The organism is Kitasatospora sp. NPDC057518, from assembly GCF_042802075.1.
Lineage (GTDB): Bacteria > Actinomycetota > Actinomycetes > Streptomycetales > Streptomycetaceae > Kitasatospora.
In genome coordinates, this window is the sequence record NZ_JBHVEU010000111.1 from 1 (window position 1) to 21,756 (window position 21,756).

The 21,756-nt window shown below is 74.6% G+C and carries 19 protein-coding genes; 15 read left to right on the top strand and 4 right to left on the bottom strand.

Translation table 11 applies throughout. The features are described from left to right. Positions 1-608: 608 nt before the first annotated feature. The 3 genes from ACFU7Z_RS14180 (at position 609) to ACFU7Z_RS14190 (ending at position 2,198) form a co-directional block, all read left to right on the top strand. Positions 609-1,019 (top strand): roadblock/LC7 domain-containing protein, encoded by a 411-nt coding sequence (locus ACFU7Z_RS14180; RefSeq protein ID WP_375873391.1) that lies wholly within the window; start codon positions 609-611, stop codon positions 1,017-1,019. A 125-nt stretch (positions 1,020-1,144) separates the two neighbouring features. Continuing rightward, positions 1,145-1,492 (top strand): DUF742 domain-containing protein, encoded by a 348-nt coding sequence (locus tag ACFU7Z_RS14185; protein WP_380777694.1) that lies wholly within the window; start codon positions 1,145-1,147, stop codon positions 1,490-1,492. A 133-nt stretch (positions 1,493-1,625) separates the two neighbouring features. Beyond that, positions 1,626-2,198, top strand: coding sequence for an ATP/GTP-binding protein (locus ACFU7Z_RS14190; RefSeq protein ID WP_049651867.1), 573 nt, complete (start codon positions 1,626-1,628; stop codon positions 2,196-2,198). Positions 2,199-2,350: 152 nt separating this feature from the next. On the opposite strand, the gene ACFU7Z_RS14195 is transcribed toward ACFU7Z_RS14190, so the two are convergent. Next, positions 2,351-2,722: a hypothetical protein gene (locus ACFU7Z_RS14195; RefSeq protein ID WP_117491060.1), complete on the bottom strand. Its 372-nt coding sequence runs from the start codon at positions 2,720-2,722 to the stop codon at positions 2,351-2,353. 332 nt (positions 2,723-3,054) lie between these two features. Here ACFU7Z_RS14195 and ACFU7Z_RS14200 point away from each other — a divergent pair, with 332 nt between their 5' ends. Both ACFU7Z_RS14200 and ACFU7Z_RS14205 read left to right on the top strand, forming a co-directional pair. Continuing rightward, positions 3,055-3,627, top strand: coding sequence for an RNA polymerase sigma factor (locus ACFU7Z_RS14200; protein ID WP_380777682.1), 573 nt, complete (start codon positions 3,055-3,057; stop codon positions 3,625-3,627). Between the two features lie 104 nt (positions 3,628-3,731). Further along, positions 3,732-4,748 (top strand): hypothetical protein, encoded by a 1,017-nt coding sequence (locus ACFU7Z_RS14205; RefSeq protein WP_380777683.1) that lies wholly within the window; start codon positions 3,732-3,734, stop codon positions 4,746-4,748. A gap of 135 nt (positions 4,749-4,883) precedes the next feature. Here the strand turns inward: ACFU7Z_RS14205 and ACFU7Z_RS14210 are convergent, their stop codons facing one another. Beyond that, the gene (locus ACFU7Z_RS14210; protein ID WP_380777684.1) at positions 4,884-6,326 is read right to left on the bottom strand and encodes a cation:dicarboxylate symporter family transporter; all 1,443 of its coding nucleotides are present in this window, start codon (positions 6,324-6,326) and stop codon (positions 4,884-4,886) included. Positions 6,327-6,568: 242 nt separating this feature from the next. Here ACFU7Z_RS14210 and ACFU7Z_RS14215 point away from each other — a divergent pair, with 242 nt between their 5' ends. The 4 genes from ACFU7Z_RS14215 (at position 6,569) to ACFU7Z_RS14230 (ending at position 12,266) form a co-directional block, all read left to right on the top strand. Continuing rightward, positions 6,569-8,371: an ATP-binding protein gene (locus ACFU7Z_RS14215; RefSeq protein WP_380777685.1), complete on the top strand. Its 1,803-nt coding sequence runs from the start codon at positions 6,569-6,571 to the stop codon at positions 8,369-8,371. Then, positions 8,368-9,099: a response regulator gene (locus ACFU7Z_RS14220; RefSeq protein WP_380777686.1), complete on the top strand. Its 732-nt coding sequence runs from the start codon at positions 8,368-8,370 to the stop codon at positions 9,097-9,099. The genes ACFU7Z_RS14215 and ACFU7Z_RS14220 overlap by 4 nt, the downstream gene beginning before the upstream one ends. Positions 9,100-9,321: 222 nt before the next feature. Continuing rightward, on the top strand, positions 9,322-10,755 hold the full coding sequence (locus ACFU7Z_RS14225; RefSeq protein WP_380777687.1) for a diaminobutyrate--2-oxoglutarate transaminase: 1,434 nt from the start codon (positions 9,322-9,324) through the stop codon (positions 10,753-10,755). Continuing rightward, the gene (locus tag ACFU7Z_RS14230; RefSeq protein ID WP_380777688.1) at positions 10,752-12,266 is read left to right on the top strand and encodes a pyridoxal phosphate-dependent decarboxylase family protein; all 1,515 of its coding nucleotides are present in this window, start codon (positions 10,752-10,754) and stop codon (positions 12,264-12,266) included. The genes ACFU7Z_RS14225 and ACFU7Z_RS14230 overlap by 4 nt, the downstream gene beginning before the upstream one ends. Positions 12,267-12,312: 46 nt before the next feature. Here the strand turns inward: ACFU7Z_RS14230 and ACFU7Z_RS14235 are convergent, their stop codons facing one another. Continuing rightward, positions 12,313-13,110, bottom strand: coding sequence for an inositol monophosphatase family protein (locus ACFU7Z_RS14235; RefSeq protein WP_049651877.1), 798 nt, complete (start codon positions 13,108-13,110; stop codon positions 12,313-12,315). 325 nt (positions 13,111-13,435) lie between these two features. On the opposite strand from ACFU7Z_RS14235, the gene ACFU7Z_RS14240 reads away from it, so the two are divergent. Further along, positions 13,436-14,296, top strand: coding sequence for a (2Fe-2S)-binding protein (locus ACFU7Z_RS14240; RefSeq protein WP_380777689.1), 861 nt, complete (start codon positions 13,436-13,438; stop codon positions 14,294-14,296). A gap of 66 nt (positions 14,297-14,362) precedes the next feature. After that, positions 14,363-14,764 carry a VOC family protein gene (locus tag ACFU7Z_RS14245; protein ID WP_380777690.1) on the top strand — a complete coding sequence of 134 codons (402 nt, stop codon included), beginning with the start codon at positions 14,363-14,365 and terminating at the stop codon, positions 14,762-14,764. On the opposite strand, the gene ACFU7Z_RS14250 is transcribed toward ACFU7Z_RS14245, so the two are convergent. Next, entirely contained in the window at positions 14,725-15,138 is a 414-nt protein-coding gene (locus tag ACFU7Z_RS14250) for a DUF6191 domain-containing protein (RefSeq protein ID WP_380777691.1), read from the bottom strand. The two genes, ACFU7Z_RS14245 and ACFU7Z_RS14250, sit on opposite strands and share 40 nt — an antisense overlap. A 178-nt stretch (positions 15,139-15,316) precedes the next feature. On the opposite strand from ACFU7Z_RS14250, the gene ACFU7Z_RS14255 reads away from it, so the two are divergent. From ACFU7Z_RS14255 to ACFU7Z_RS14270, 4 genes are all read left to right on the top strand, one after another. Next, entirely contained in the window at positions 15,317-16,075 is a 759-nt protein-coding gene (locus tag ACFU7Z_RS14255) for a dienelactone hydrolase family protein (protein ID WP_117491078.1), read from the top strand. A 149-nt stretch (positions 16,076-16,224) separates the two neighbouring features. Continuing rightward, the gene (locus tag ACFU7Z_RS14260) at positions 16,225-17,166 is read left to right on the top strand and encodes an alpha/beta fold hydrolase (protein ID WP_380777692.1); all 942 of its coding nucleotides are present in this window, start codon (positions 16,225-16,227) and stop codon (positions 17,164-17,166) included. Between the two features lie 113 nt (positions 17,167-17,279). Then, positions 17,280-19,331, top strand: coding sequence for a protein kinase (locus ACFU7Z_RS14265; protein WP_380777693.1), 2,052 nt, complete (start codon positions 17,280-17,282; stop codon positions 19,329-19,331). A 683-nt stretch (positions 19,332-20,014) separates the two neighbouring features. Beyond that, entirely contained in the window at positions 20,015-21,652 is a 1,638-nt protein-coding gene (locus ACFU7Z_RS14270; RefSeq protein ID WP_117491084.1) for a M4 family metallopeptidase, read from the top strand. The last annotated feature ends 104 nt before the right edge of the window (positions 21,653-21,756 follow it).

Sequence of the window (21,756 nt, forward strand, 5' to 3'; positions counted from 1 at the left end):
CCGGAGGGTGGGGCGCTGCTGCCGTTCGGTGCCCGGGGCAGCGACCCCGGGCCGGTGCGCCGCACCCCCTACCGGGCCTCCGGTGCCCGGGTGGCCGGTCCGGCTGCGGACGGGGGCGCGGGTGCGGCCGCCCGTCCGCAGTCCGGGCCGCCGCAGCCGTACAGCGCGGAGCCGTACCGTACGGAACGCCGTTCGGAGCCGGTGCCCGGACCAGGCTCGCGCGGTCCCCGTCCGGACAGTCAACGTCCGGACGGCCATCGACCGGACGGCCCCCAAGTCGACTCGGGCCCCGAGGAGTTGCCGCGCCGGACCCGCCAGGCGAGCCTCGCACCGCAGCTGCGCGAGGGCCCGGCCCGTCCGACCGCGCACAGTCGTCGTACGGCCGCCGCCACTGCAGCCGTGGCCTCGGCCGGCCCCGGGTCCGGCGACGGCTTCGGCGCCGCGGGCCGCAGCCCGGAGGAGGCGCGGGCGGCGATGTCGGCCTTCCAGAACGGATGGGCGCGCGGTCTGCACCCGGAGGTTCGGCGGGACGGGCAGCCCGCCGACGCTCCGCGGCCGCCGCGGGCGCGCCACCCCCAACCCCCGTCCCGACCCGAAGGAGAGCGTCCGTGATCGCCACCACCCACCGCGCGGGGGAGCTGAACTGGCTCCTCGACGAGCTGGTCCAGCGCGCCCCCGAGCTCCGCTTCGCCGTGATGCTCTCCGCCGACGGCCTGGCCATGGGCACCTCGGCCGGTCTGGCGCGGGAGGACGGGGAGCATCTGGCGGCCGTCGCCTCCGGCTTCCACAGCCTGGCCAAGGGCGCCGGCCGGCACTTCGGCGCGGGTGAAGTCCGCCAGACCATGGTCGAGTTGGAGGGCGGCTACCTGCTGGTCGCGGCGGCCGGGGAGGGCACCTGCCTCGCCGTGTTCACCACGGCCCGGGCCGACCTCGGCCTGGTCGCCTACGAGATGGCCAGGCTGGTCCGCCGGGTCGGGGAGCACCTGAGCACCCCGCCGCGGACGGTGGGCGGCCGGTGAGTCCGGTGCCCCACCCGTCCCGGGGGCGACATCCCGAGCACCCGAGGGCCGAGCCCGACGGTCACCCCCGCAATCCGCTCGCGGCCGCCCACCGGGCCCGCTGGTACGACGACGACGCCGGGCCGCTGGTCCGCCCGTACGCGATGACCAGGGGGCGCACCGGGGCCGGGGAGCAGCGCTTCGACCTGATCGCCGTGGTGGTCGCCGAACTCCCCGACCCGGCACTCGTACCGGACGCGCCCGAGCCGCCGGTCGGCCCGGAACAGGCGCGCATCCTCGCGCTGTGCCGGGGCACCTCGCTGTCCGTGGCCGAGCTGGCCGCCGAGCTCGACCTGCCGGTGGGCGTCGTGCGGGTGCTGCTCGGCGACCTGCTGGCGGCCGGGCTCATCCGGGTCCGCCGTCCCGTCCCACCCGCCCTGCTCCCCGACGAGCGCATCCTCCAGGAGGTCATCCGTGGACTCCGTGCACTCTGACCACCCGTCCGACCTGCCTGATCCGTCGGTATCGTCCGACCCGTCCGACCCGTCCGATCCGTCCGATCCGTACGGCCGGTCCGGTCCGTACGGCGGGTCGGACCCGTTCGATGCCGAGGATCCCGACGACGCCGTGCTGGCGCTCAAGATCCTGGTGGCGGGCGGCTTCGGGGTCGGCAAGACGACGCTGGTCGGCGCGGTCAGCGAGATCCGGCCGCTGCGCACCGAGGAGCGGCTGACCGAGGCCGGGCGGGAGGTGGACGACCTCGACGGCGTGGAGCGCAAGTCGACGACCACGGTGGCGATGGACTTCGGTCGGATCACCATCCGCGAGGGGCTGGCGGTCTACCTGTTCGGCACCCCGGGGCAGGACCGGTTCTGGTTCCTCTGGGACGAGCTGGCCCAGGGGGCGCTCGGTGCGGTGGTGCTCGCCGACACCCGCCGGCTGACCGACTGCTTCCCGGCCGTCGACTTCTTCGAGCATCGGGGCATCCCCTTCGTGGTCGCGGTGAACCGTTTCGCCGGGACACGGGAGTTCAGGCCGGAGGAGGTCGCCCGCGCGCTGGACCTGGACGCGGGTACGCCGGTGCTGTTGTGCGATGCGCGCCACCGGGCCTCGGGCAAGGAGGTGCTGATCAACCTGGTCGAGCACGCGGGCCGGGTGCACGCCGCCCGGCTGCTCGCGGACGTCTCTCCGGTGGGCTGAGGCGGCGGCGGGAGGTGTCGGCGGGCGGACGGCGTGCGGATGACAGCTGACAACTCACAACTAACAGATGACAGCTGACAGATTTCGAAATCTGTCAGCTGTCAGCTGTCACCTGTCACCCGTCGACTCTCAGCGGTTCCGGGTCCGGCGGTTCAGCTGTGCCACTGGAACACGATCCGGGTCCAGCTCGACCCGGGGCAGTTGCCCCAGACCGCCCAGGCCTGCGGCCGCGCGCCGATCCACAGGCCGGTGCTCGACGAGCCGTCGGCACAGTAGGTGATGGTGCGCAGTCGTCCGGAGTAGACGTTGCAGGTCCCCTCCCAGCGCCAGCCGTAGTCGGCGGTGATGACGCAGCGGTAGGTCGCGGTCTCGACGGTGTTCCAGTCCGTGTCGGTCTCGGGGGTGATGGCCTGGGTCCGGACCGTCGCCGCGGCGGCCGGCAGGGCGGTGGTCCCGAGCACGCCGAGGGCGGCCGTGGCGGCCAGCCCGAACGTGGCGATCTTCCTGGCGATGCAACCTCGCACGGTGGTTCTCCTTGCTCAGGGGTTCTCGTCGGGCGGAGCCGTCCCCGGTCGCCGGGGTGTCCGCGCGGAGGTGAAGTCCCGCTTCCTGTGCGGTTGGTGACATGGTGCACACGAATGACTGCGCACAGTGAGACGACGAACTATGATGTGACCTGTGTCACAAGTCATTCGGTCGGCTCAAGACCCCTGTGGTCAGGGCGGACCGGGTGCTCGGGGTGCCGATTTCCGGGGAGAGCGGCATGGTGGATTGCAGCGGTCGAAATGCGGGCGGCGGACGGGAAGAGGGCTTCGGTCCGAGTGGGAGTGGCGGTCAATCGGTCGAATTCAACCGGGTGTTCACGGATCTCCTGCCCAGACTCCAGCAGGCGGCGGCCTCCCTCGCCGGCGGTCCGGTCGGCGCCGGGGACGTCGTCCACGAGGCGTACCTGCGGATCGCCCGCCGGCCGGAGCGCTTCCTCGGTCATCCGCAGCCGTACGCCTACGCGTTCACCACGATGGTGAACATCCTGCGCGACCAGTGGCGCCGGGAGCGCCGGCGGGTGTCGATGCCCGAGGTGCCGGAGGTGGGCGACGCCGTCGAGCGGGACCGGGGGGAGTTCGACCCCAGGTCCGGCGGGATGGCCGAGTTGCAGGCGCGCTGGGAGGTGGTCCGCCTGCTGGGCTTCCTGACCGTCAAGCAGGCCCGCGCGGTGGCGCTGGTGGACCTCGACGGCTACAGCGTCGACGAGGCCGCCGAACTGCTCGGGCTGCACCGCAGCACGCTGGCCGTCACCCGGCGCCGAGCCCACGGCCGACTGCGCGCCGTCCTCCAGCGGGAGCGCGAACGCGAGCGGGAGGCGGGGGGCGAACGGGAGCAGGAGCAGGGGTGCGAACAGGAGCGCGAGCGGGAGCACGAGCGGAGCTGAGGGTGTGGCGGTGCGCGGGGCGGCGGGCGTACGAGCGCCGCCCCGACGCACCGAGCTGACGGCAAGTCAGCTGATGCGCCGCCCCGGCCCGTACCCTGCGAATCGTGATCATCCACCAGCACGGCCGCCTGCGCGCACTGGCCGAGGACGGCCGCTGGCCCGAGCTGCTCGCCGCTTACCGGCAGGGCCGCGCGGCCGCCGTGGCGGAGGCGGGCGAGGAGGCCGCGGCCGTGCTGACCGCGCCGCTCGGCCACCTGATCGCCTATGCGGCGCCGCCCGAGCTGGCCGTCCGCCTGTTCGACCGGGACGGCGGCGCGGGGACGTCCGCCGGAGTGGCCGACCACGACGCCGGCCCGCTCTGGGAGGTGCTGGCGACCCGGCACTCCTGGCTGCGGCTGGCCCCGCTGCTCGGTCCGGTCCCGGTGCGACGGCTGGTCGCGCACACCCGGGCGCTGCTCGGCGAGGACCTCTCGTACGGGGCCGAGTCCGACCCGGAGGGCGTGCCGCTGCGCCTGGAGCCGTGGGAGGCGGCGGGCTGGGACGAGGCGGCCCGGGTACGCGAGTACCTGCCCGGCGGGGGCGCGCGCAGTGCGCTGCTGACCCTGCCGGCCAGCCGGGAGGGCCTGGGCGAGGTGGAGCTGCCCCCGGTGGCGCGGTCGGCCGGACGGCCGGACGGGCCGCCGGTCACCCGGGCCCTGGAGGGGCTGGGCGCGCTCGCGCCGTGGGCGGAGACGGCCTGCGTTCGCGGCCAGGCCCCGGCGGCGGCCGCCCTGCTGGCCCGCGACCGGCGGGTGGTCGGCGGGTACCTGCCGTTCGCGCTCGTCTACCCGGCGCTGGTGCGGTCCGCCGCCCTGGAGCGGGCGCAGGGCTGCGCGCACGGGAGGCTGGGGCTGTGGCGGGCGCTGGCCGCGATGGCCGGGGCGGGCCTGGACAGCCTGGACGGTCCGGACGGTCCGGACGGGGTAGGCGGGGTGGACCGGGGCGAGGTGAACGCGCTGGTGGACCGGATGCGCTGTTTCACCTGGCAGGAGCCGTCGGCCGGGCTGCACCATCTGCACGTCGTGCTGGAGGACCCGGCCGGCGGGGTGTCCTGGGTGGTCAGCGGCTCGCAGGACCTGTGACGAGCGGGCCGGGGACCTGTCCGGGCCCGACCGGGAACGTCGGCCGGACGGGAAAACGAGGACCCCCGGTCCGGCGCCGTTTCCGGGGGTTGGTGGGGGCGCCGGACCGGGGGAGTGCGGGGGTCGCTGCCGGGGTCAGACCCCGGCGGTGGCCGCGCCCTGGGTGGCGGTGCCCCGGGTGGGGACAGCCTCGGGGGCGGTCTCGGGGGCGTCGGCCGTGGAGCCGTCCGACGCGGCGGCGGGACCGGAGGCCGCAGCGTGCGAGTCGACCAGCGTCAGCTCGTCGAACGGCAGCTCGCCGGCCAGCACCCGCCGGGCGCGCTCGGTGTCGATCTCGCCGGTCCAGTGCCCGATCAGCACGGTCGCGACGGCGTTGCCCGCGAAGTTGGTGAGCGCGCGGGCCTCCGACATGAAGCGGTCGATGCCGACGATCAGGCCGACCCCGTCCACCAGCGCGGGCTTGTGCGACTGGAGCCCGCCCGCGAGGGTGGCCAGGCCGGCGCCGGTGACCCCGGCCGCGCCCTTGCTCGCGATCACCATGAAGACCAGCAGCGAGAGCTGTTCGCCGAGCGACATCGGCTTGTCCATCGCCTCGGAGATGAAGATCGACGACATGGTCAGGTAGATGGCGGTGCCGTCGAGGTTGAAGCTGTAGCCGGTCGGCACGGTGATGCCGACGACCGGGCGGCTGACGCCCAGGTGCTCCATCTTGGCGATCAGGCGGGGCAGCGCGCTCTCGGAGGAGGAGGTGGAGAGGATCAGCAGGAACTCGCGGCCGAGGTACTTCAGCAGCGCGAACACGTTGACCCCGGCGACCAGGCGCAGCAGCGTGCCCAGCACCACGACGACGAAGAGCACGCAGGTGACGTAGAAGCCGATCATGATGACGGCCAGGCTCTTCAGCGCGGCGGTGCCGGTGGCGCCGACCACGGCGGCCATCGCACCGAAGGCGCCGACCGGCGCGACCCACATGATCATCGACATGACCCGGAAGACCAGCCGCTGCACGTGCTCGATCCCGCGCAGCACCGGCGCGCCGGCCGGGCCCATCGCCTGGAGGGCGAAGCCGGTGAGCAGGGCGACCAGCAGGGTCTGGAGCACCTTGCCCTGGGTCAGGGCGGAGAACAGCGTCTCGGGGATCATCCCGAGCAGGAAGTCGGCGGTCGACTGGGCGCCGCCGGCGGCCGCCTGGGCGTGGCCGGACTTGGCGAGCGCGGCGGTCAGGTGCAGGCCGCCGCCGGGCTCCAGCAGGTTGCCGACGACCATGCCGATGGCCAGTGCGACGGTCGACATGGCGAGGAAGTAGCCGAGGGCGAGGCCGCCGACCTTGCCGACCTTCGCGGCCTTGGTCACCGAGCCGATGCCCAGGACGATGGTGCAGAAGATCACCGGGCTGATCATCATCTTGATCAGGTTGACGAAGCCCGTGCCGATCGGCTTCAGCTCCACGGCGAAACCGGGGGCGGCCAGGCCGACCACCACACCCGCGACCACCGCGGCGATCACGGCGATGTAGAGGTAGTGGGTCCGGTCCTTGCGTCTGGGTCCCGCCGCCGCGGCGGCTCCAGTGATCGACATCTGCGGCTCCCTTGCCGTGCAGTCCTGGTGGCCCCGGGGGGATGGGCCGCTCTGACTATGGGCTCCGAGGTGACGGAGGTCACGTTTGCGTTCATAGAGTTCATGAACGGCGCGGGCGGCCCGGCTGTCCGGCCCGGAGGCCCGGCCCGCGAACGGTGCGGGCCGCGAACGGTGCGGGCCGCGAACGGTGCGGGCCGGACGGCCCTCGGGGGCGCCCGGGGGCGTGGTGCACACTGGCAGGCATGTCCGAGCGCACCGCCCCCACCGCCCCGCGCCGCCGTTCGCACCGGCCGACGGGCCGCGGTCCCCGGCGGCTGGTCCGCAGCCTGGCCGGGCAGCTGTTCGTCGTCCAGGTGGTGATCGTCGCCGCCGTGGTCGCCGGTGGCGCGGTGCTCGCGTACCTCTTCACCGCCGACCGCGCCGAGGACGCCGCCCGTCGCCAGGTCACCGCGGTCGCGCACGCCGTCGCCGACTCGCCGTCCGTCCGGGCCGCCGTCGGCGCCCCCGACCCGACCGCGGCGCTCCAGCCGTACGTCGAGCAGGTGCGGGCCGACACCGGGGTCTCCTTCATCACCGTCATGGACACCGACGGCGTGCGCTGGACCCACCCGCTGCCCGAGCAGATCGGCCGGACCTACCTCGGGCACATCGACTGGGCGCTCGCCGGGCAGACCCGCAGTGAGACGTACACCGGCACGCTTGGCCCGTCCGTGCGGGTGGTCGCCCCGGTGTGGGACGAGCGGCACCGGGTGGTCGCGCTGGTCAGCGCGGGCCTCACGGTGGAGTCGATCTCCGCGCAGCTGAGCGGTCCGCTGCTCGCCCTGGTCGGGGTGGCGGTCGCCGCGCTCGCGGTCGGTGGCGTCGGCACCTACCTCGCCAACTCCCGGCTGCGGCGGCACACCCACGGGATGGGGCCGGACCAGCTGAGCCACCTCTACGAGTACCACCAGGCGACCCTGCACGCGGTGCGCGAGGGACTGGTCCTGCTGGACCGCTCGCACAGGGTGGTGCTGTGCAACGACGCCGCCCGTGAACTGCTCGGTCTGACCGGCGACCTGGACGGTCGACCGGTGGTGGAACTGGGCCTGCCGGAGGCGCTGGTGGCGGCCGTGCTGGGGGAGGAGCCCGTCCGGGACGAGGTGCACCTGACCGCCGAGCGCGTCGTGGTGCTGAACACCTCCACCATCGGCGCCGGCCCCGGCCTCGGCCGGGTGGTGACCCTCCGGGACCACACCGAACTCCAGGCGCTCAGCGGGGAGTTGGACTCGGTGCGGTGCTTCACCGAGGCGCTCGGCGCGCAGGCGCACGAAGCCGCCAACCGGTTGCACGCGGTGGTCTCGCTGATCGAACTCGGCCGCCACGAACAGGCGGTGGAGTTCGCCACCGCAGAGCTCGAACTCGCCCAGCAGCTCACCGACCGGGTGGTCGCGGCGGTGGGCGAGCCGGTGCTGGCCGCGCTGCTGCTCGGCAAGGCCGCCCAAGCCGCCGAACGGGGCGTGGAGTTGACGCTCACCGAGGACAGCCGGATCGACGACGGGGTGCTGCCGCCCGGCCTCTCCGCGCGGGACCTGATCACCGTCCTCGGCAACCTGATCGACAACGCCGTGGACGCCGCCATCGCCGGCGCGGCCGAGAGTCCCGTCCCGCCGGAGGTCACCGTCACGGCGCGGATCGCCGGCGGTCGGGACTGCACCGGCGGGGATGGGGGTAACGGCGCCGGGGTGCCCGGCGACTGCCTACTGCTGCGGGTCGCCGACACCGGCGCGGGGATCGACCCGGGCGCGGTCGAGGACGTTTTCCGGCGAGGCTGGAGCACCAAGCAGGACGGGCACGGGCACGGGCTCGGGCTGGCGCTGGTCGCCCAGACCGCCCGGCGCAACGGCGGCACCGTCGAGGTCGGACGGGAGCGCGGCGCGGTGCTCACGGTGCGGCTGCCGCTGGCCGGACGGCCGGGCGGGCCGGGAGGGCCCGGTGGCGAGCCGGGGGAGCCCGCCGACCGGCCCGGTGGGTCGAGCGGTCGGGAGCGGGAAGGGGCCCTGGCGTGAACGGCACCGCTCACACAGCCGCCGCCGGGGCGGGGATCTCCGTCCTGGTGGTCGAGGACGACCCGGTGGCCGCCGCCGCGCACACCCTCTACGTCCGGCGGGAGCCCGGCTTCCACGCTGCCGGGACGGTCCACAGCTGCGCCGACGCGCTGCGCTTCCTGGACCGGGCCCGCGCCGCCGGGACGCCCGTCGACCTCACCCTGCTCGACCTCTACCTGCCGGACGGCCACGGGCTCCAGCTCTGCCGTACGCTGCGCGCGGCCGGCCACAGCACCGACGTCATCGCGGTGACCTCGGCCCGCGACCTCGCGATGGTCCGGCAGGCGGTCTCCGCGGGCGTCGTGCAGTACCTGCTGAAGCCGTTCAGCGCGGCCGCCCTGCACGACCGGCTGGAGCGCTACGCCCGCTACCGCGACAGCCTCGGGCGCAGCGGGGAGGCGACCGGGCAGGAGGAGGTCGACCAGGCGTTCGCCCTGCTCCGCACGCCGGAGCGCAGCACCCTGCCCAAGGGGCTGAGCGCGCCCACCCTGGACACCGTCGCCTCGGTCCTGCGCGAGGCGGCCACCGGGTTGTCGGCGGCGGCCGCGGGCGCGGCGGCCGGGGTCTCCCGGATCACCGCGCGGCGCTACCTGGAGCACCTGGTGGAGACCGGGTGCGTGGTGCGGGAGCCGCAGTACGGGAGCGTCGGGCGGCCGGAGCTCTGCTACCGGTGGCGGCACCGGGCCTGAGGGGCGGGGCCCGAGGAGCCGGGCCTGAGGCACCGGACCTGCGGGGCGGGGCCCGGCCGTCGGGTTCGGCCGGTGTGGGCCGGGCCGTGACCTTTCCGCGCGGCGCTCGTTGGAGGAACCGGGGGAGGTTCACTCACTCGGGTGGTTCTGGGACCCCGAGGGCATTCAGCCAGGTCAAGGGCAGTAAAGTTAGGCTTACCTAACTTCCCCTGGGGGTTTCTCGTGTCGCTCGCTGCCGTACCCGTCCAGGCCGCCTCCGGAGCCCCGGCCGCCGGTGAAGCCATCCTGCGCCGTCAGCGCGTCCGCGAGTCCGCAGCCAGAACCTACGCCCGCTCCTTCCCGATCGTCCCGGTCCGCGCCCACGGCATGACCGTCGAGGGCGCCGACGGGCGGCGCTACCTGGACTGCCTCTCCGGCGCCGGCACGCTCGCCCTCGGCCACAACCACCCGGTGGTGCTGGAGGCGATCCGCCGCACCCTCGACAGCGGCGCCCCGCTGCACCTGCTCGACCTCGCCACCGCCGAGAAGGACGACTTCACCAGCGCGCTCTTCGAGAGCCTGCCCGCGGAGTTCGCCGCCCGCGCGCGGGTGCACTTCTGCGGACCGGCCGGGACGGACGCCGTCGAGGCCGCGCTCAAGCTGATGCAGACCGCCACCGGCCGCTCCGGCGCGCTCGCCTTCACCGGCGCCTACCACGGCATGACCGCCGGCGCCCTCGCGCTCACCGGCAACGTCGCGGTCAAGGAGCCGCTGCCGAGCGGCGGCGAGGTCGCCCGGCTGCCCTACCCGTACGGCTACCGCTGCCCGTTCGGGGTCGGCGGCGAGGCGGGCGCGGACCTCGCCGCGACCTACGTGGAGCGGCTGCTGGACGACCCCTCGGGCGGTGTGGTCGCGCCCGCCGCGATGATCCTGGAAGCCGTCCAGGGCGAGGGCGGGGTCGTCCCCGCTCCCGACGGCTGGCTGCGCGCGATGCGCCGGATCACCGCCGAGCGCGGCATCCCGCTGATCGTCGACGAGGTGCAGACCGGAGTCGGCCGCACCGGCGCGATGTGGGCGATCGAGCACAGCGGCATCGTCCCGGACGCGATGGTCCTCTCCAAGGCCATCGGCGGCAGCCTGCCGCTCGCCGTTGTCGTCTACCGCGAGGACTACGACGGCTGGCGGCCCGGCGCCCACACCGGCACCTTCCGCGGCAACACCCTCGCCATGGCCGCCGGGGCCGCGACGCTGCGCCACGTCGCGGCGAACGGGCTGGTCGAGCGGGCCGCCGTCGTCGGCGAGCGGATGGCGGCCCGGCTGCGCGAACTCGCGGCCGAACTGCCGGTGATCGGCGACGTGCGCGGCCGGGGGCTGATGCTCGGGGTCGAACTGGTCGACCCGGCGGCCGAGCCCGACGCGTGCGGCGCCCGGCCGGCCGACCCGGCGCTCGCGGTGCGGGTCCGGGAGGCGTGCCTGGCGCGGGGGCTGATCGTCGAGCTCGGCGGGCGCCACGACGCGGTGCTGCGACTGCTCCCGCCGCTCACCATCACCGACGAGCAGGTGGCGGCGGTGCTGGAGCGGCTGGCGGAGGCGATCGCGGCGGCGTCCACGGGTGGGCCGACGGGCGGTTCGGCGAATGGTTCGGCGGGCGCGCCGACGGTGCGGGGGACCCGGTGAGCGGGCCCGGATCCGGCCCCGTCGGGCTCCCTCGGGACGGCGCCGCCACCGACGCCCTGGCGGGCGGCGCGGCCGGTCCTGGCGCGCTCGGACCGCTGCTGGCCACCGTCCTCGACTCCCTGGAGACGGGCGCCGCCATGCGCTCCGGACCGGTGCCGGCGGGCAGCCCGGCCGAGATCGCCGCACTCGTCGACGAGGCCCTGGCCACCGACGACGGACCCGGCGCGCTCGCCCGGCTCACCCAACTGCTCGCCTACGGCGCCGCCGACCCCGCCGACCCGGCCTGCGCCGCGCACCTGCACTGCCCGCCGCTGGCCGTCGCCGCCGCGGCGGACCTCGCGGTCAGCGCCCTCAACCCCTCCCAGGACTCCTGGGACCAGGCCCCCGCCGCCACCGCCCTGGAGAGCACGCTGCTCGCCGAGATCGCCGGGCTCGTCGGCTACGACCCGCAGCGCGCCGCCGGCGTCCTCACCTCCGGCGGCACCGAGTCCAACCTCATGGGGCTCATGCTGGCGCGCGACCAGAAGCTCGACGGCATCGTGGAGCTGGACGGCATCCCGGCCGGCGTCCGGCCCTGCATCCTCGCCTCCGAGGCCGCGCACTTCTCCGTCCAGCGCGCCGCCGCCCTGCTCGGCCTCGGCGAGCGGGCTGTCATCCCCGTCGCGGTCGACCGTGGGCTGCGGATGCGGGAGGAGGAACTGGAACGGGCGATGGCCGAGGCCAGCTGGGCCGGACGGACCCCGATCGCCGTGGTCGCCACCGCGGGCACCACCGACACCGGAGCCGTCGACCCGCTCTCCGCCGCCGCCGACCTCGCCGGCCGCTACGGCGCCTGGCTGCACGTGGACGCCGCGTACGGCGGCGGGGCGCTGCTCTCCGACCGGCTCGCCCCGCTGCTCGACGGCATCGCCCGCGCCGACTCGGTCTCCCTCGACTGGCACAAGCTCGGTTGGCAGCCGGCCGCGGCCGGGGTCTTCCTGGTGCGCCGCGCCGAGACCTACGTCTCGCTCGCCCGCCGCGCCGAGTACCTCAACCCGGTCGACGACGAGCAGGCCGGCTACCCCAGCCTGCTCGGCCGCTCGCTGCGCACCACCCGCCGGGCCGACGCCTTCAAGCTCGCCGTCACCCTGCGCACCCTCGGCCGGGACGGACTCGGCCGGCTGGTCGACTCCTGCCACGACCTGGCGCTCGCCGCGGCCGACGCCGTGCGCGCGGACCCGGCGCTCGAGCTCTACGCCGAGCCGGTGCTCACCGCCGTCCTCTTCCGCTACCGGCCGCCCGGTGTGACGGACGAGGCCGTGCTGGACGAGGTGAACGGCCGGCTGCGGCGCCTGCTGCTGCGCACCGGCCGGGCGGTGGTCGGCCGCACCGAACTCCCGGGCGACGGTCCGGGCCGGGTCCGGTTGAAGCTCACGCTGCTGAACCCCCACACCACGGTGGGGGAGGTCGGCGCGCTGGTGCGGGAGGTGGTGGGCGCCGGCCGCAAGGTCGCGGGCGAGCGGGCCGGGTAGGGCCGACGGAGGTTCCGCGGGGGCTCCGGGCGGGCGGGCCCCGGCGTCAGCCGGCGAGGAGGATCGACCGGGTGAGCTCCCAGGTCTCGGGGTCGGCGGCGACCAGGAGGCCGTCCTCGCAGCCGGGGGCCTCCGGGCGGTACGGGGTGCCGTCCGGGCGGGCGGAGACGCCGCCGGCCTCGGTGACCAGGAGGGAACCCGGGGCGTGGTCCCAGGGGAGGGTGCGCCAGTAGAGGAGGAAGTCGAAGCGGCCGTCGACGACGTCCGGGTACTCGATCCCGGCGGCGTGCCGACCGGGGGAGATCTCGCCGAAGGCCGCGATGTTGTCCTGGAGCCGGCGGCGGTGCGCGGCGTCGAGGTAGCGGCTCTTCACCGAGCCGCGCAGCTTCGCGACGTCCTTCGGTGCCGGGGGCCGGGTCAGGCGCACGCCGTCGCGCCAGGCGCCGGAGCCCAGCTCGGCGCAGTAGGCGGTGGCGGTGGCGGGCTGCCAGATCCAGGAGGCGACGGTCCGGCCGGAGCGGACCAGGGAGCACATGACGGCGTACTCGGGTCTGCCGGCGACGAAGTTGGCGGTGCCGTCCACCGGGTCGACCAGCCAGGCGGCCGGCTCGTCGTGGAGGGCCAGGGCGAGCGACGGGTCGGCGGAGACCGCCTCCTCGCCGACCACGGGGACGGGCAGCAGCTCGTGCAGTCGACGGGCGATGATCGCCTCGGCCTCGCGGTCGGCGACCGTGACGATCTCGCCGGGGGCCTTCTCCATCACCTCGCCGGCGGCCAGCGCCCGGAAGCGCGGCTCCACCACCTCGGCCGACGCCTCGGCGAGTATCTCCGCCACCTTGTCCATCAGCACGTTCGCGCTCCCTTCGCTGCCTACCACTCTCCCACGAGCGGAGGAAGGGGGCGGCGGCGGTCCGGGGCGGTGGAACGGCTGACGGCCTACGGTTGATGGCTGACAGATAACAGCTGACAGATTTCGAAATCTGTCAGCTGTTCGCCCCCGGCCGTCGACGGCCACTTCGGCGCGTCCACGCCCGCGGCCTTCGGGCCACTTCGGCTGGCGGGACCGGTGAGCCGACCGGTGGAGTTGGGCATGGTCATCGGGTGCGGTGATGCGTTGTAAGGTGAGCCTCACCTTAATCGATCATGCGGAATCGATCTCGGGAGTGCCCATGGTTCCCGGAACACCCCTGCCCGTAGCACCCTGCGCGTCCTCCGCGCTGGTCGCCGACTACCGGCGGCTGCGGGAGCTCTGCCCGGTGCTGGAGCTGCGCCTGCTCGACGCCGCCGAGCCCGCCCCGGGCGCCGCCGACGGCTGGCACTCCGGAGCCGAACTCGCCACCGACGAACGGGCGCTGGCCGCCGTCCTGGCGGGCGCGGAGACCCGCATCGCCGACGAGCACGGCCGCGCTCCGCGCCCGCACGTCACCGCCTCCCGGTTGCTCCACCACTACGTCTGGTCGGCCTGCCTGCTGATCGCCGGCCCCTGGCACCTCGCCCGCCGGGTCCCCGTCGTCGACCCGGCCGACCTCTGGCTGCACGCCCCCACCGGCGCGCTCGCCCTGCGCCCGCGCGGGTACGTCACCCTCCCCGGCGACGACGAGCTGCGCGCCGAGCTGCGGGCCGCCGTGGTCGCGCACCTCGGGCCGGTGCTCGCCGCCTTCGCCGGTCCCACCCGGCGCCGCGACCGGGCGCTCTGGGGCATGGTGACGGACGATCTGGCCTCCGCCCTCTGGTACCTGGGGCGGATGCTCGGCGAGGAGGGTGTCGCCGTCGCCGCCGCAGGGGAGGGCGCCGCCGTCGCGGTCGCCGAGGAGGACGCCGCCGTCGCCGCCGCCGAGGCCGTCCTGCCCGGCGGCACCCTGCCGCTCCCCGGCGGCGCCGACTTCCGCCGCCTGCACACCCCCGACGGGTGCGCCCACCACACCCGCACCCGGCTCGCCTGCTGCCTCTACTACGCGGTCGGGCCCGCGGCCACCGCCTGTCTGACCTGCCCGCGGACCTCCGACGAGGAGCGACTGCGGCGGCTCTGACGGTCCGTCCACAGCCGGGCCGCACAGCCTGGTTCGCTGTCAGTGGCATCGGCTATGGTCGCCGACATGATCGATTCCACCACGCGGGTCCGGATCGCCCGCCCCTCGCGCGACATCGCGGCGGCCGAGCGCTTCTACGTCGACGCCCTCGGCCTCGCCGTGCAGTGGCGCAGCACCGAGCGGGTGTCCGGCGAGCACGACCTGCTGATGGTCGGTCCGCCCGGCGGCAGTTGGCACTTCGAGCTGACGCACGACCCGGAGTGGCCGCTGGAGCCCACCCCGACGGTGGACGACCTGTTCGTCGTCTACCTCGGCGCCCCGGTGGACGAGGCACTGGTCGCCCGGCTGGAGGAGGCCGGCGGCACCCGGGTCGCGTCCCACAACCCGTACTGGGACGAGCACGGCGTGACGATAGCCGACCCGGACGGCTACCGGCTGGTGCTCTGCTCCCGCACCTGGGGGGCCTGAGCCTCAGGCTCCCGGGGCGCCCGGCCGGCCGTACCCGTTCCGATCCCCTCGCGCTCCGCGGGGCCGGGCGCACGTCCTCCGGCCCCGCCGGGCAGCACCGCCACGCCCCGGTCCAGGTCCACGCCGAAGTGCGGCGGCGCCCCGGCCTGTTCGTCGTCCCGGAGCACGAGCTGCTCCCGCTTCTGCTCGACCTGCACCTGCTTGCCCGGGCTGAACAGCGCGTGCAGCTCCTCCAGCCCGCCGGCACCCGTCCCCACCCCGGGCCCGCGCCGCCGCGGCCGCGACGAGGACTCGTCCTGGACCTGCCACACCGCCAGCAGCACCAGCCCCAGCACCGCCGCGACCGTCGCCGCCACACCCACGATCCACCCCATGCCCGCTCAACGCGCGCACGGGGCCACGGCGTTCCCCCGGGCGCACACGTGGGCGCGCCGCGGGTACGTCGCGGGTTCGACGCGGGTTCGACGCGGCCGCACTGTGGCGCAAAGCGCACGGGCGGGCGGCGGGTCCACCGGATACGCTGCCGGACGAATCGGAAGGAGCACCCTCACCATGCTCGTGCGCGGAACCCTCGTGGACATCCCGACGGCGGACGGCACCGCCGACGCCTACCTCGCCCACCCCGACGACGGCCGGGCCCACCCGGGCGTCATCCTCTTCACGGACGCCTTCGGCCTCCGGCCGCACGTGGAGGGCATGGCCGACCGGCTGGCCGCGGCCGGGTACGCCGTACTCGCCCCCAACCTCTTCTACCGCGCCGGCCGCGCGCCGGTCTTCGACCTGCCGGAGCGCATCGACCTGGAGCAGGCCGACGAACTCTTCGGCCGGATCTTCCCGCTGATCGAAACGCTCACCCCGGACGCGAACTCCCGCGACGCGGACGCGTACCTGCGCTGGCTCGCCGAGTCCCCGCTGGTCCAGGACGGCCAGGTCGGCCTGACCGGCTACTGCTTCGGGGCCATGCTGGCGCTGCGCGCGGCCGCCAGCCACCCGGACCGGATCGCCGTCGCGGCCGGGTTCCACGGCGGCAGGCTCGCCACCGACAGCCCGGACAGCCCGCACCTGGGCGCCGACCGGATCACCGCGGAGCTGTACTTCGGCCACGCGGACGAGGACCCGTCGCTGCCGCCCGAGCAGATCGACCGGCTCGCCGCGGCCCTCACCGCCGCCGGTGTCCGGTACCGGGCGGAGGTCTACGCCGGCGCCCCGCACGGCTACACCCAGGCCGACACCAACCGCTACGACGCGGTGGCGGCCGAGCGGCACTGGGAGGCGCTGCTCGGGCTGCTGAAGCGGGCCCTGCCTGCCTGAGGGGCCGTCGGAGAACTGTCCGGGGCCGGTCTGATGATTACCTGAGACCGGTACCGGACAGGTCTGAGGACTGCCCGAGGCCGCTCGCAGGCCGGTCGGAACCAGGCCCGGGGGAACGGGGCCGAACGAGGGATCCAGGGGGACGGCACATGAACACCAGTCAGGGCACGCGGGGAAAGCCCGCCGGGCCGGGTCCGCGGAGCGTCCAGGAGGCCGTCGCCCGGGCGCTCGGCGAGCACCTGCCCGGCGGCGTGCGCACCGGCGAACTGGACCGGGACGGACGGGCGTTGCGCTGGGTGGAGGCCGGCCGGGGCGGCGCCGTGCCGGTGGTCCTGATCGCGGGCGCCGGGACGTCGGCGCTCACCTGGTCGGCCGTCCTGCCCGAACTCGCCCGGTACGGGAGGGTCGTGGCGTACGACCGGGCCGGGCTGGGGGCCAGCGAGCCCGAGCGGTCCACCGCCCCGAGGCTGAACGGCCAGCTCGCCGACCTGGCCGCCCTCGTGCGGCACCTGGACGCGGGCCCGGCCCTCCTGGTCGGGCACAGCTGGGGCGGCCAGCTGGCCCAACTCCTCGCCTGGCAGCGGCCGGAGCTGGTGGCCGGGCAGGTGCTCGTGGACCCGGCGCACGAGGAGTTCCAGCCGCGGTCCATCCAGGTCGCCGAGGCCGTGCTGAACCGGCTCTGGCTGTACCGGCTCTGGCTGTACCGGACGGCGCTGTCGCCGACCTCGCCCGAACCGGAGGAGCCGCTCGCCCGGGCCGAGGCGGCCGTGATCGCGCACCGGCACCAGCGGCGTGCCCTCCTCGCCGAACTGGGGCTGACCGCCGCCGCCGTCCCCGAGCTCCGTCGTCGCCGCGCCGGGGCTCCGCCGACCGAGGCGCCGCTGGCCGTCCTGAGCGCGACCCGGGGGCTGCCCAGGGCGATGCGCGTCCGCTGGACCGCCCTCCAGGCGGGCGTCGCCAGGAGCGCCGTCCGGGGGACGCACGGCACGGTGCTCGGCGCCGGTCACGCCATCCAGGCCGACCGGCCCCAGGCGGTCGTCTCGGCCGTCCGGGAAGTCGCGGACCATGCTCGATATTTCCTCAAGGACTGACAACTCGCGCCCAATTCCTTTTCGGACCTGCACGACTGAGTCCACGACACCCTCTGGCACACTGTGTGCCGACGACCCGCGGGGGTGGGGTCATGACACGGGGGAGCAGGGGTATGAGCGGCGCGGGCACCGTGCTCGGCGGGCGGTACGAGCTGGTCGAGAAGATCGGCGGCGGCGCCATGGGCTCGGTCTGGAAGGCCGAGGACACCGTGCTGGCGCGCAGGGTCGCGGTCAAGATCCTGCGCTCGGAGCTGCTGGAGGACGACACCTCCGCCCAGCGCTTCCGCCGCGAGGCCCAGCTGGTCGCCGCGGTCGACCACCCCGGTGTGGTGGGCGTCCACGACTACGGCGAGAGCGGCGGGGACGGCGAGGAGCGCTGCGCCTACATCGTCATGGAGCTGATCGACGGCCGTCCGCTGGACCGGGTGCTCAAGGACACCGGACCGATGGGCGTCGAGCGCACCCTCGACCTGGTGGCCGGAGCCCTGGACGCGCTGCACGCCGCGCACCAGCGGGAGATCGTCCACCGGGACATCAAGCCGTCCAACCTGATGGTGCGTTCGGACGGCCGGGTGGCCATCACCGACTTCGGCATCGCCCGGGCGCTCGCCAGCACCAAGCTCACCGCCCCGTTCGCGATCATCGGCACCGCGCTCTACATGTCCCCGGAGCAGGCCGAGGGCGTGAACCTCGGACCGGCCACCGACCTGTACTCGATCGGCGTGGTCTGCTACGAACTGCTGGTCGGCGAGCCGCCGTACTCCGGTGACGGGCCGCTCCAGATCGCGCTCAAGCACGTCAACCAGCCGGTGCCGGAACTGCCGGACACCTTTCCGGCGCCGGTACGGGCACTGGTCGCCCGGGCGCTCGCCAAGAAGCCCGAGGAGCGGTACGCGGACGCGGCGGAGATGGCGAGGGCGGTCCGGGCGGCGCTCGCGGGGGAGGGCTTCGCCGGCGGCGGGCAGACGCCGGGGAAGGCCGGCGCGGCCGACAGCGGGACCCTACCGCTCCGGCCCGGTGCGGGCCCGGCGGCCGAGGGCGGTACCGCGGAGCCCGCGAAGGGCGGTGCCGCGGAGCCCGCGAAGGACGGTGCAGCGGGGCCGGCCCAGGGCGGCGCGGCCGTGGCGCTGGTCAAGGGCGGGGCGGTGGTGGTGCCCGCCGCGGGTGGCGCCCCGGCACCGGACGAGGTGGCGAAGGTGGAGCCGCAGGCGCAGACCGAACCCGGTCGGCGGCGGTCCCGGCGCACCCTGCTGGTGCCCGTCGTCATCCCCGTGGTCATCTCGATGGGCACGGCGACCGTCCTGCTGGTCGACCGCGGGGCCGGCGGCACCGACGCGGCCCAGTCGCCCGGCGCCCAGCCGACCGTGGTGGTCACCGCCCCCGTGACCCCGGGCACCGCGACCTCGGCGCCCGCGACCACCACCGCGCCGACCACCCCGGCGCCGACCGACACCCCGGCGGCCACCCCGGGCCCCGACCAGCCGGCTCCCGGCGCCGCCCAGAACCAGCCGCAGGTCCCGGTCCCGCCGGTGTCGGCCACCGGTGGTCAGGGCGGCAGCGGCGGTTCGGGCGCCTCTGCCGGTTCGGGTGGCGCCCGGACCGGTGGTACGGGCGCGGCCGCCGGCGGGGCGTCGTCGGCCGGTCAGGGGAGCCAGCCCGGCGGCGGCAACCCGCCCAACCCGCCCGCCAACCAGAACCCTCAGCCTCCGGCCCAGAGCGCCAACGGCGGGACCACCAGCGTCCCGCAGAGCCCGCCCCGGCCCGCGTCCTGCGGCGGCACCAGCTGGAGCACCATCGTCAGCGCGAAGGACGGCCGCGCGATCGGGATGCGCGACGACAACCTGAACGGCGACAACCCGATCGTCGTCGGCGGTCACGCGCAGTACGGCTGGGTGCGCTCGACCAACCCCGGCATGTGGATCCTGTTCAACGCCTGCAACAACGGCGGCCCGCAGCTGGTCCAGACGATGGACGGGAAGGTCGTGCTGAGCAACGGCCTCAGCTTCCTCACCAACTGGACGATGCGCACCGGCAGTTCGGCCGGCTCGTACACGCTGGGCGACTACCAGAACCAGTCCTGCATGACCAACAACGGCCCCGGCAGCGCCGTCACCATGGTCTCCTGCACCCCCGGCAACGCCGCCCAGGAGTGGCGGCTGCAGTAGGGGCCCGCCCGAGGCATGAGAATTCGCGGCGCGGGGTGCGCGAGCGGCCTGTGAGGCTGCCGGTGACCACCACCACCCCGTGAAAGAGGAGCCGTGGGCTCCAGTGCCGCCGTGCCGTCGCTTCCCTCTGCCGCCGTCCCCCAACTCGCGCGCAGGGAAGTGGTCCTGCGGTCCGGGCGGTGACGGTTGGCTGATTAGCAGACGACCTTCCGGTGTTCAAGGGGGTCCGGGTGGCGGGACCTCGCCACCGGCGTGTCAAGGAACCGTATGGAGTCTTCTACACACATGTAAAAGTCGATCGACGGCCGGCCGGGCCCGCTCGTCGGGTCGGCGTGCGGCGGGCGGCGGGTGGATTCCCGTAGGTGCAGGCGACCGGGCGTCGTTCGGGTCGGAGCCCTTGGCGGGATGTGGTGAATTGCCCGGGTTCGTCTGCTGATTGGAGGCTCTTTACCCGATGGCGGGACCTGGCCAATTGCTGAGCAAGACCTGTCAATTCACCTGCTGGATTGTCATGCTTCTGGTCATCCCCCAGCGGTAGCCCCACCCCCACCCATCGGTGGCGAACCGCTCGACTGCACGGGGTTCCCGCACGTCAGTGCCCGTCCCGCCCCACAGGTGCCGACCCGGCCCCCCGGGACGCGGTGCGACCGCGCCCAGACGCGGATTCCCGGAAGGACTCGTACGTGAAGCGTAAGCTCGCGGCCGTCGCCGTACTCTCGGCCACGGCCCTGTTGACCGGTGTGATCCAGGTGAGCACCGCCGCCCAGGCCGCTCCCACCCCCTCGCTGCAGGCCCAGGCCGCCCAGCAGCACGCGACCGCGCTCAAGCTGGCGGCTGGTCAGGCCGGCCCGCTGGCCAAGGCGCTCAAGCTCGGCGACAAGGAGCAGCTGGTCGCCAAGGACGCCGCGGTGGACAAGGACGGCACCCGCCACCTGCGCTTCGAGCGCACCTACGCCGGCCTGCCGGTGATCGGTGGCGACCTGGTCGTCCACCAGAAGGCCGACGGCTCGGTGAAGTCGGTCGACAAGGCGGTCGCCGCCCGGATCGCGCTGCCGAACACGACCCCGAAGATCGCCGCCGACCAGGCCGCCACGCAGGTCACCGCGGGGGTCAAGGCCACCATCGGGGCGCGCGCCGACGCCGACGAGTCGCCGCTCACCGAGGTCCACCAGGCCGGCAAGGCCGAGCTGGTGGTCTGGGCCACCGACGGCAACCCGCGCCTGGCGTACCGCACCACGGTCGAGGGCCAGCGCGCCGACGGCACCCCGAGCCGCCAGATCCTGGTGACCGACGCGGCCGATGGCCGGGTCCTCGCCACTCACGAGACGATCGAGACCGCGGCCGGCACGGGCAATGGCATCTTCGTCGGCCAGGTCCCGCTGGCCACCACCCAGAGCGGCTCGAACTACCAGCTGAAGGACGCCGGTCGCGGCGGCCAGTCCACCAGCGACCTCAACAACGGCACCGACGGCACCGGCTCGCTGTTCGCCAACACCAGCAACAGCTTCGGTGACGGCACCGTCAACAACCGCGAATCCGCCGCCGTGGACGCCCAGTTCGGTGCCGCCACCACCTGGGACTTCTACAAGAGCACCTTCGGCCGCAACGGCATCCGCAACGACGGCGTCGGCGCCCTGAGCCGGGTGCACTACGGCTCCAACTACGTCAACGCCTTCTGGGACGACAGCTGCTTCTGCATGTCGTACGGCGACGGCAGCAACAACACCGCTCCGCTCACCGAGATCGACGTGGCCGGCCACGAGATGAGCCACGGCGTGACCGCGGCCACCGCGAACCTCAACTACGCGGGCGAGTCCGGCGGCCTCAACGAGGCCACCTCGGACATCATGGGCACGATGGTCGAGTGGTACGCCAACCTGCCCTCCAACCCGCCGAACTACTGGATCGGCGAGCTGATCAACCTCAACGGCAACGGTACGCCGCTGCGGTACATGGACCAGCCGAGCAAGGACGGCGGCTCGGCGGACTACTGGGACGCGAACGTCGGCAACCTGGACGTGCATTACTCGTCCGGGGTGGCGAACCACTTCTTCTACCTGCTGTCCGAGGGCAGCGGCGCGAAGACCATCAACGGGTTCAGCTACAACAGCCCGACGTACGACAACTCCACGCTCGCGGGCATCGGCCGGGACAAGGCCGCGCAGATCTGGTACCGCGCGCTGACCACGTACTTCACCTCCACCACCGACTACGCGGGCGCCCGTGCGGGCACCCTCAGCGCGGCGGCGGACCTGTACGGGTCGGGCAGCGCGGAGTACAACGCGGTCGCCGCCACCTGGACGGCCGTCAACGTCAACTGACCAGGCTCCGGGGAGACTTCGGGCATGAGTCCAGCCCGGAGCTGAACCGGGCCCGGGCCTGAACCCATCAGGCCCGGGCCCGGGGAGGTGCGGAGGCGGTCTCT

Excerpts from the sequence above, each read along its gene's own strand:
- ACFU7Z_RS14250 (WP_380777691.1), bottom strand. The coding sequence starts at position 15,138 with ATGGGGTGGATCGTGGGTGTGGCGGCGACGGTCGCGGCGGTGCTGGGG.
- ACFU7Z_RS14245 (WP_380777690.1), top strand. The coding sequence starts at position 14,363 with ATGATCGATTCCACCACGCGGGTCCGGATCGCCCGCCCCTCGCGCGAC.
- ACFU7Z_RS14260 (WP_380777692.1), top strand. The coding sequence starts at position 16,225 with ATGAACACCAGTCAGGGCACGCGGGGAAAGCCCGCCGGGCCGGGTCCG.
- ACFU7Z_RS14215 (WP_380777685.1), top strand. The coding sequence starts at position 6,569 with ATGTCCGAGCGCACCGCCCCCACCGCCCCGCGCCGCCGTTCGCACCGG.
- ACFU7Z_RS14265 (WP_380777693.1), top strand. The coding sequence starts at position 17,280 with ATGAGCGGCGCGGGCACCGTGCTCGGCGGGCGGTACGAGCTGGTCGAG.
- ACFU7Z_RS14240 (WP_380777689.1), top strand. The coding sequence starts at position 13,436 with ATGGTTCCCGGAACACCCCTGCCCGTAGCACCCTGCGCGTCCTCCGCG.
- ACFU7Z_RS14210 (WP_380777684.1), bottom strand. The coding sequence starts at position 6,326 with ATGTCGATCACTGGAGCCGCCGCGGCGGCGGGACCCAGACGCAAGGAC.
- ACFU7Z_RS14235 (WP_049651877.1), bottom strand. The coding sequence starts at position 13,110 with ATGGACAAGGTGGCGGAGATACTCGCCGAGGCGTCGGCCGAGGTGGTG.
- ACFU7Z_RS14255 (WP_117491078.1), top strand. The coding sequence starts at position 15,317 with ATGCTCGTGCGCGGAACCCTCGTGGACATCCCGACGGCGGACGGCACC.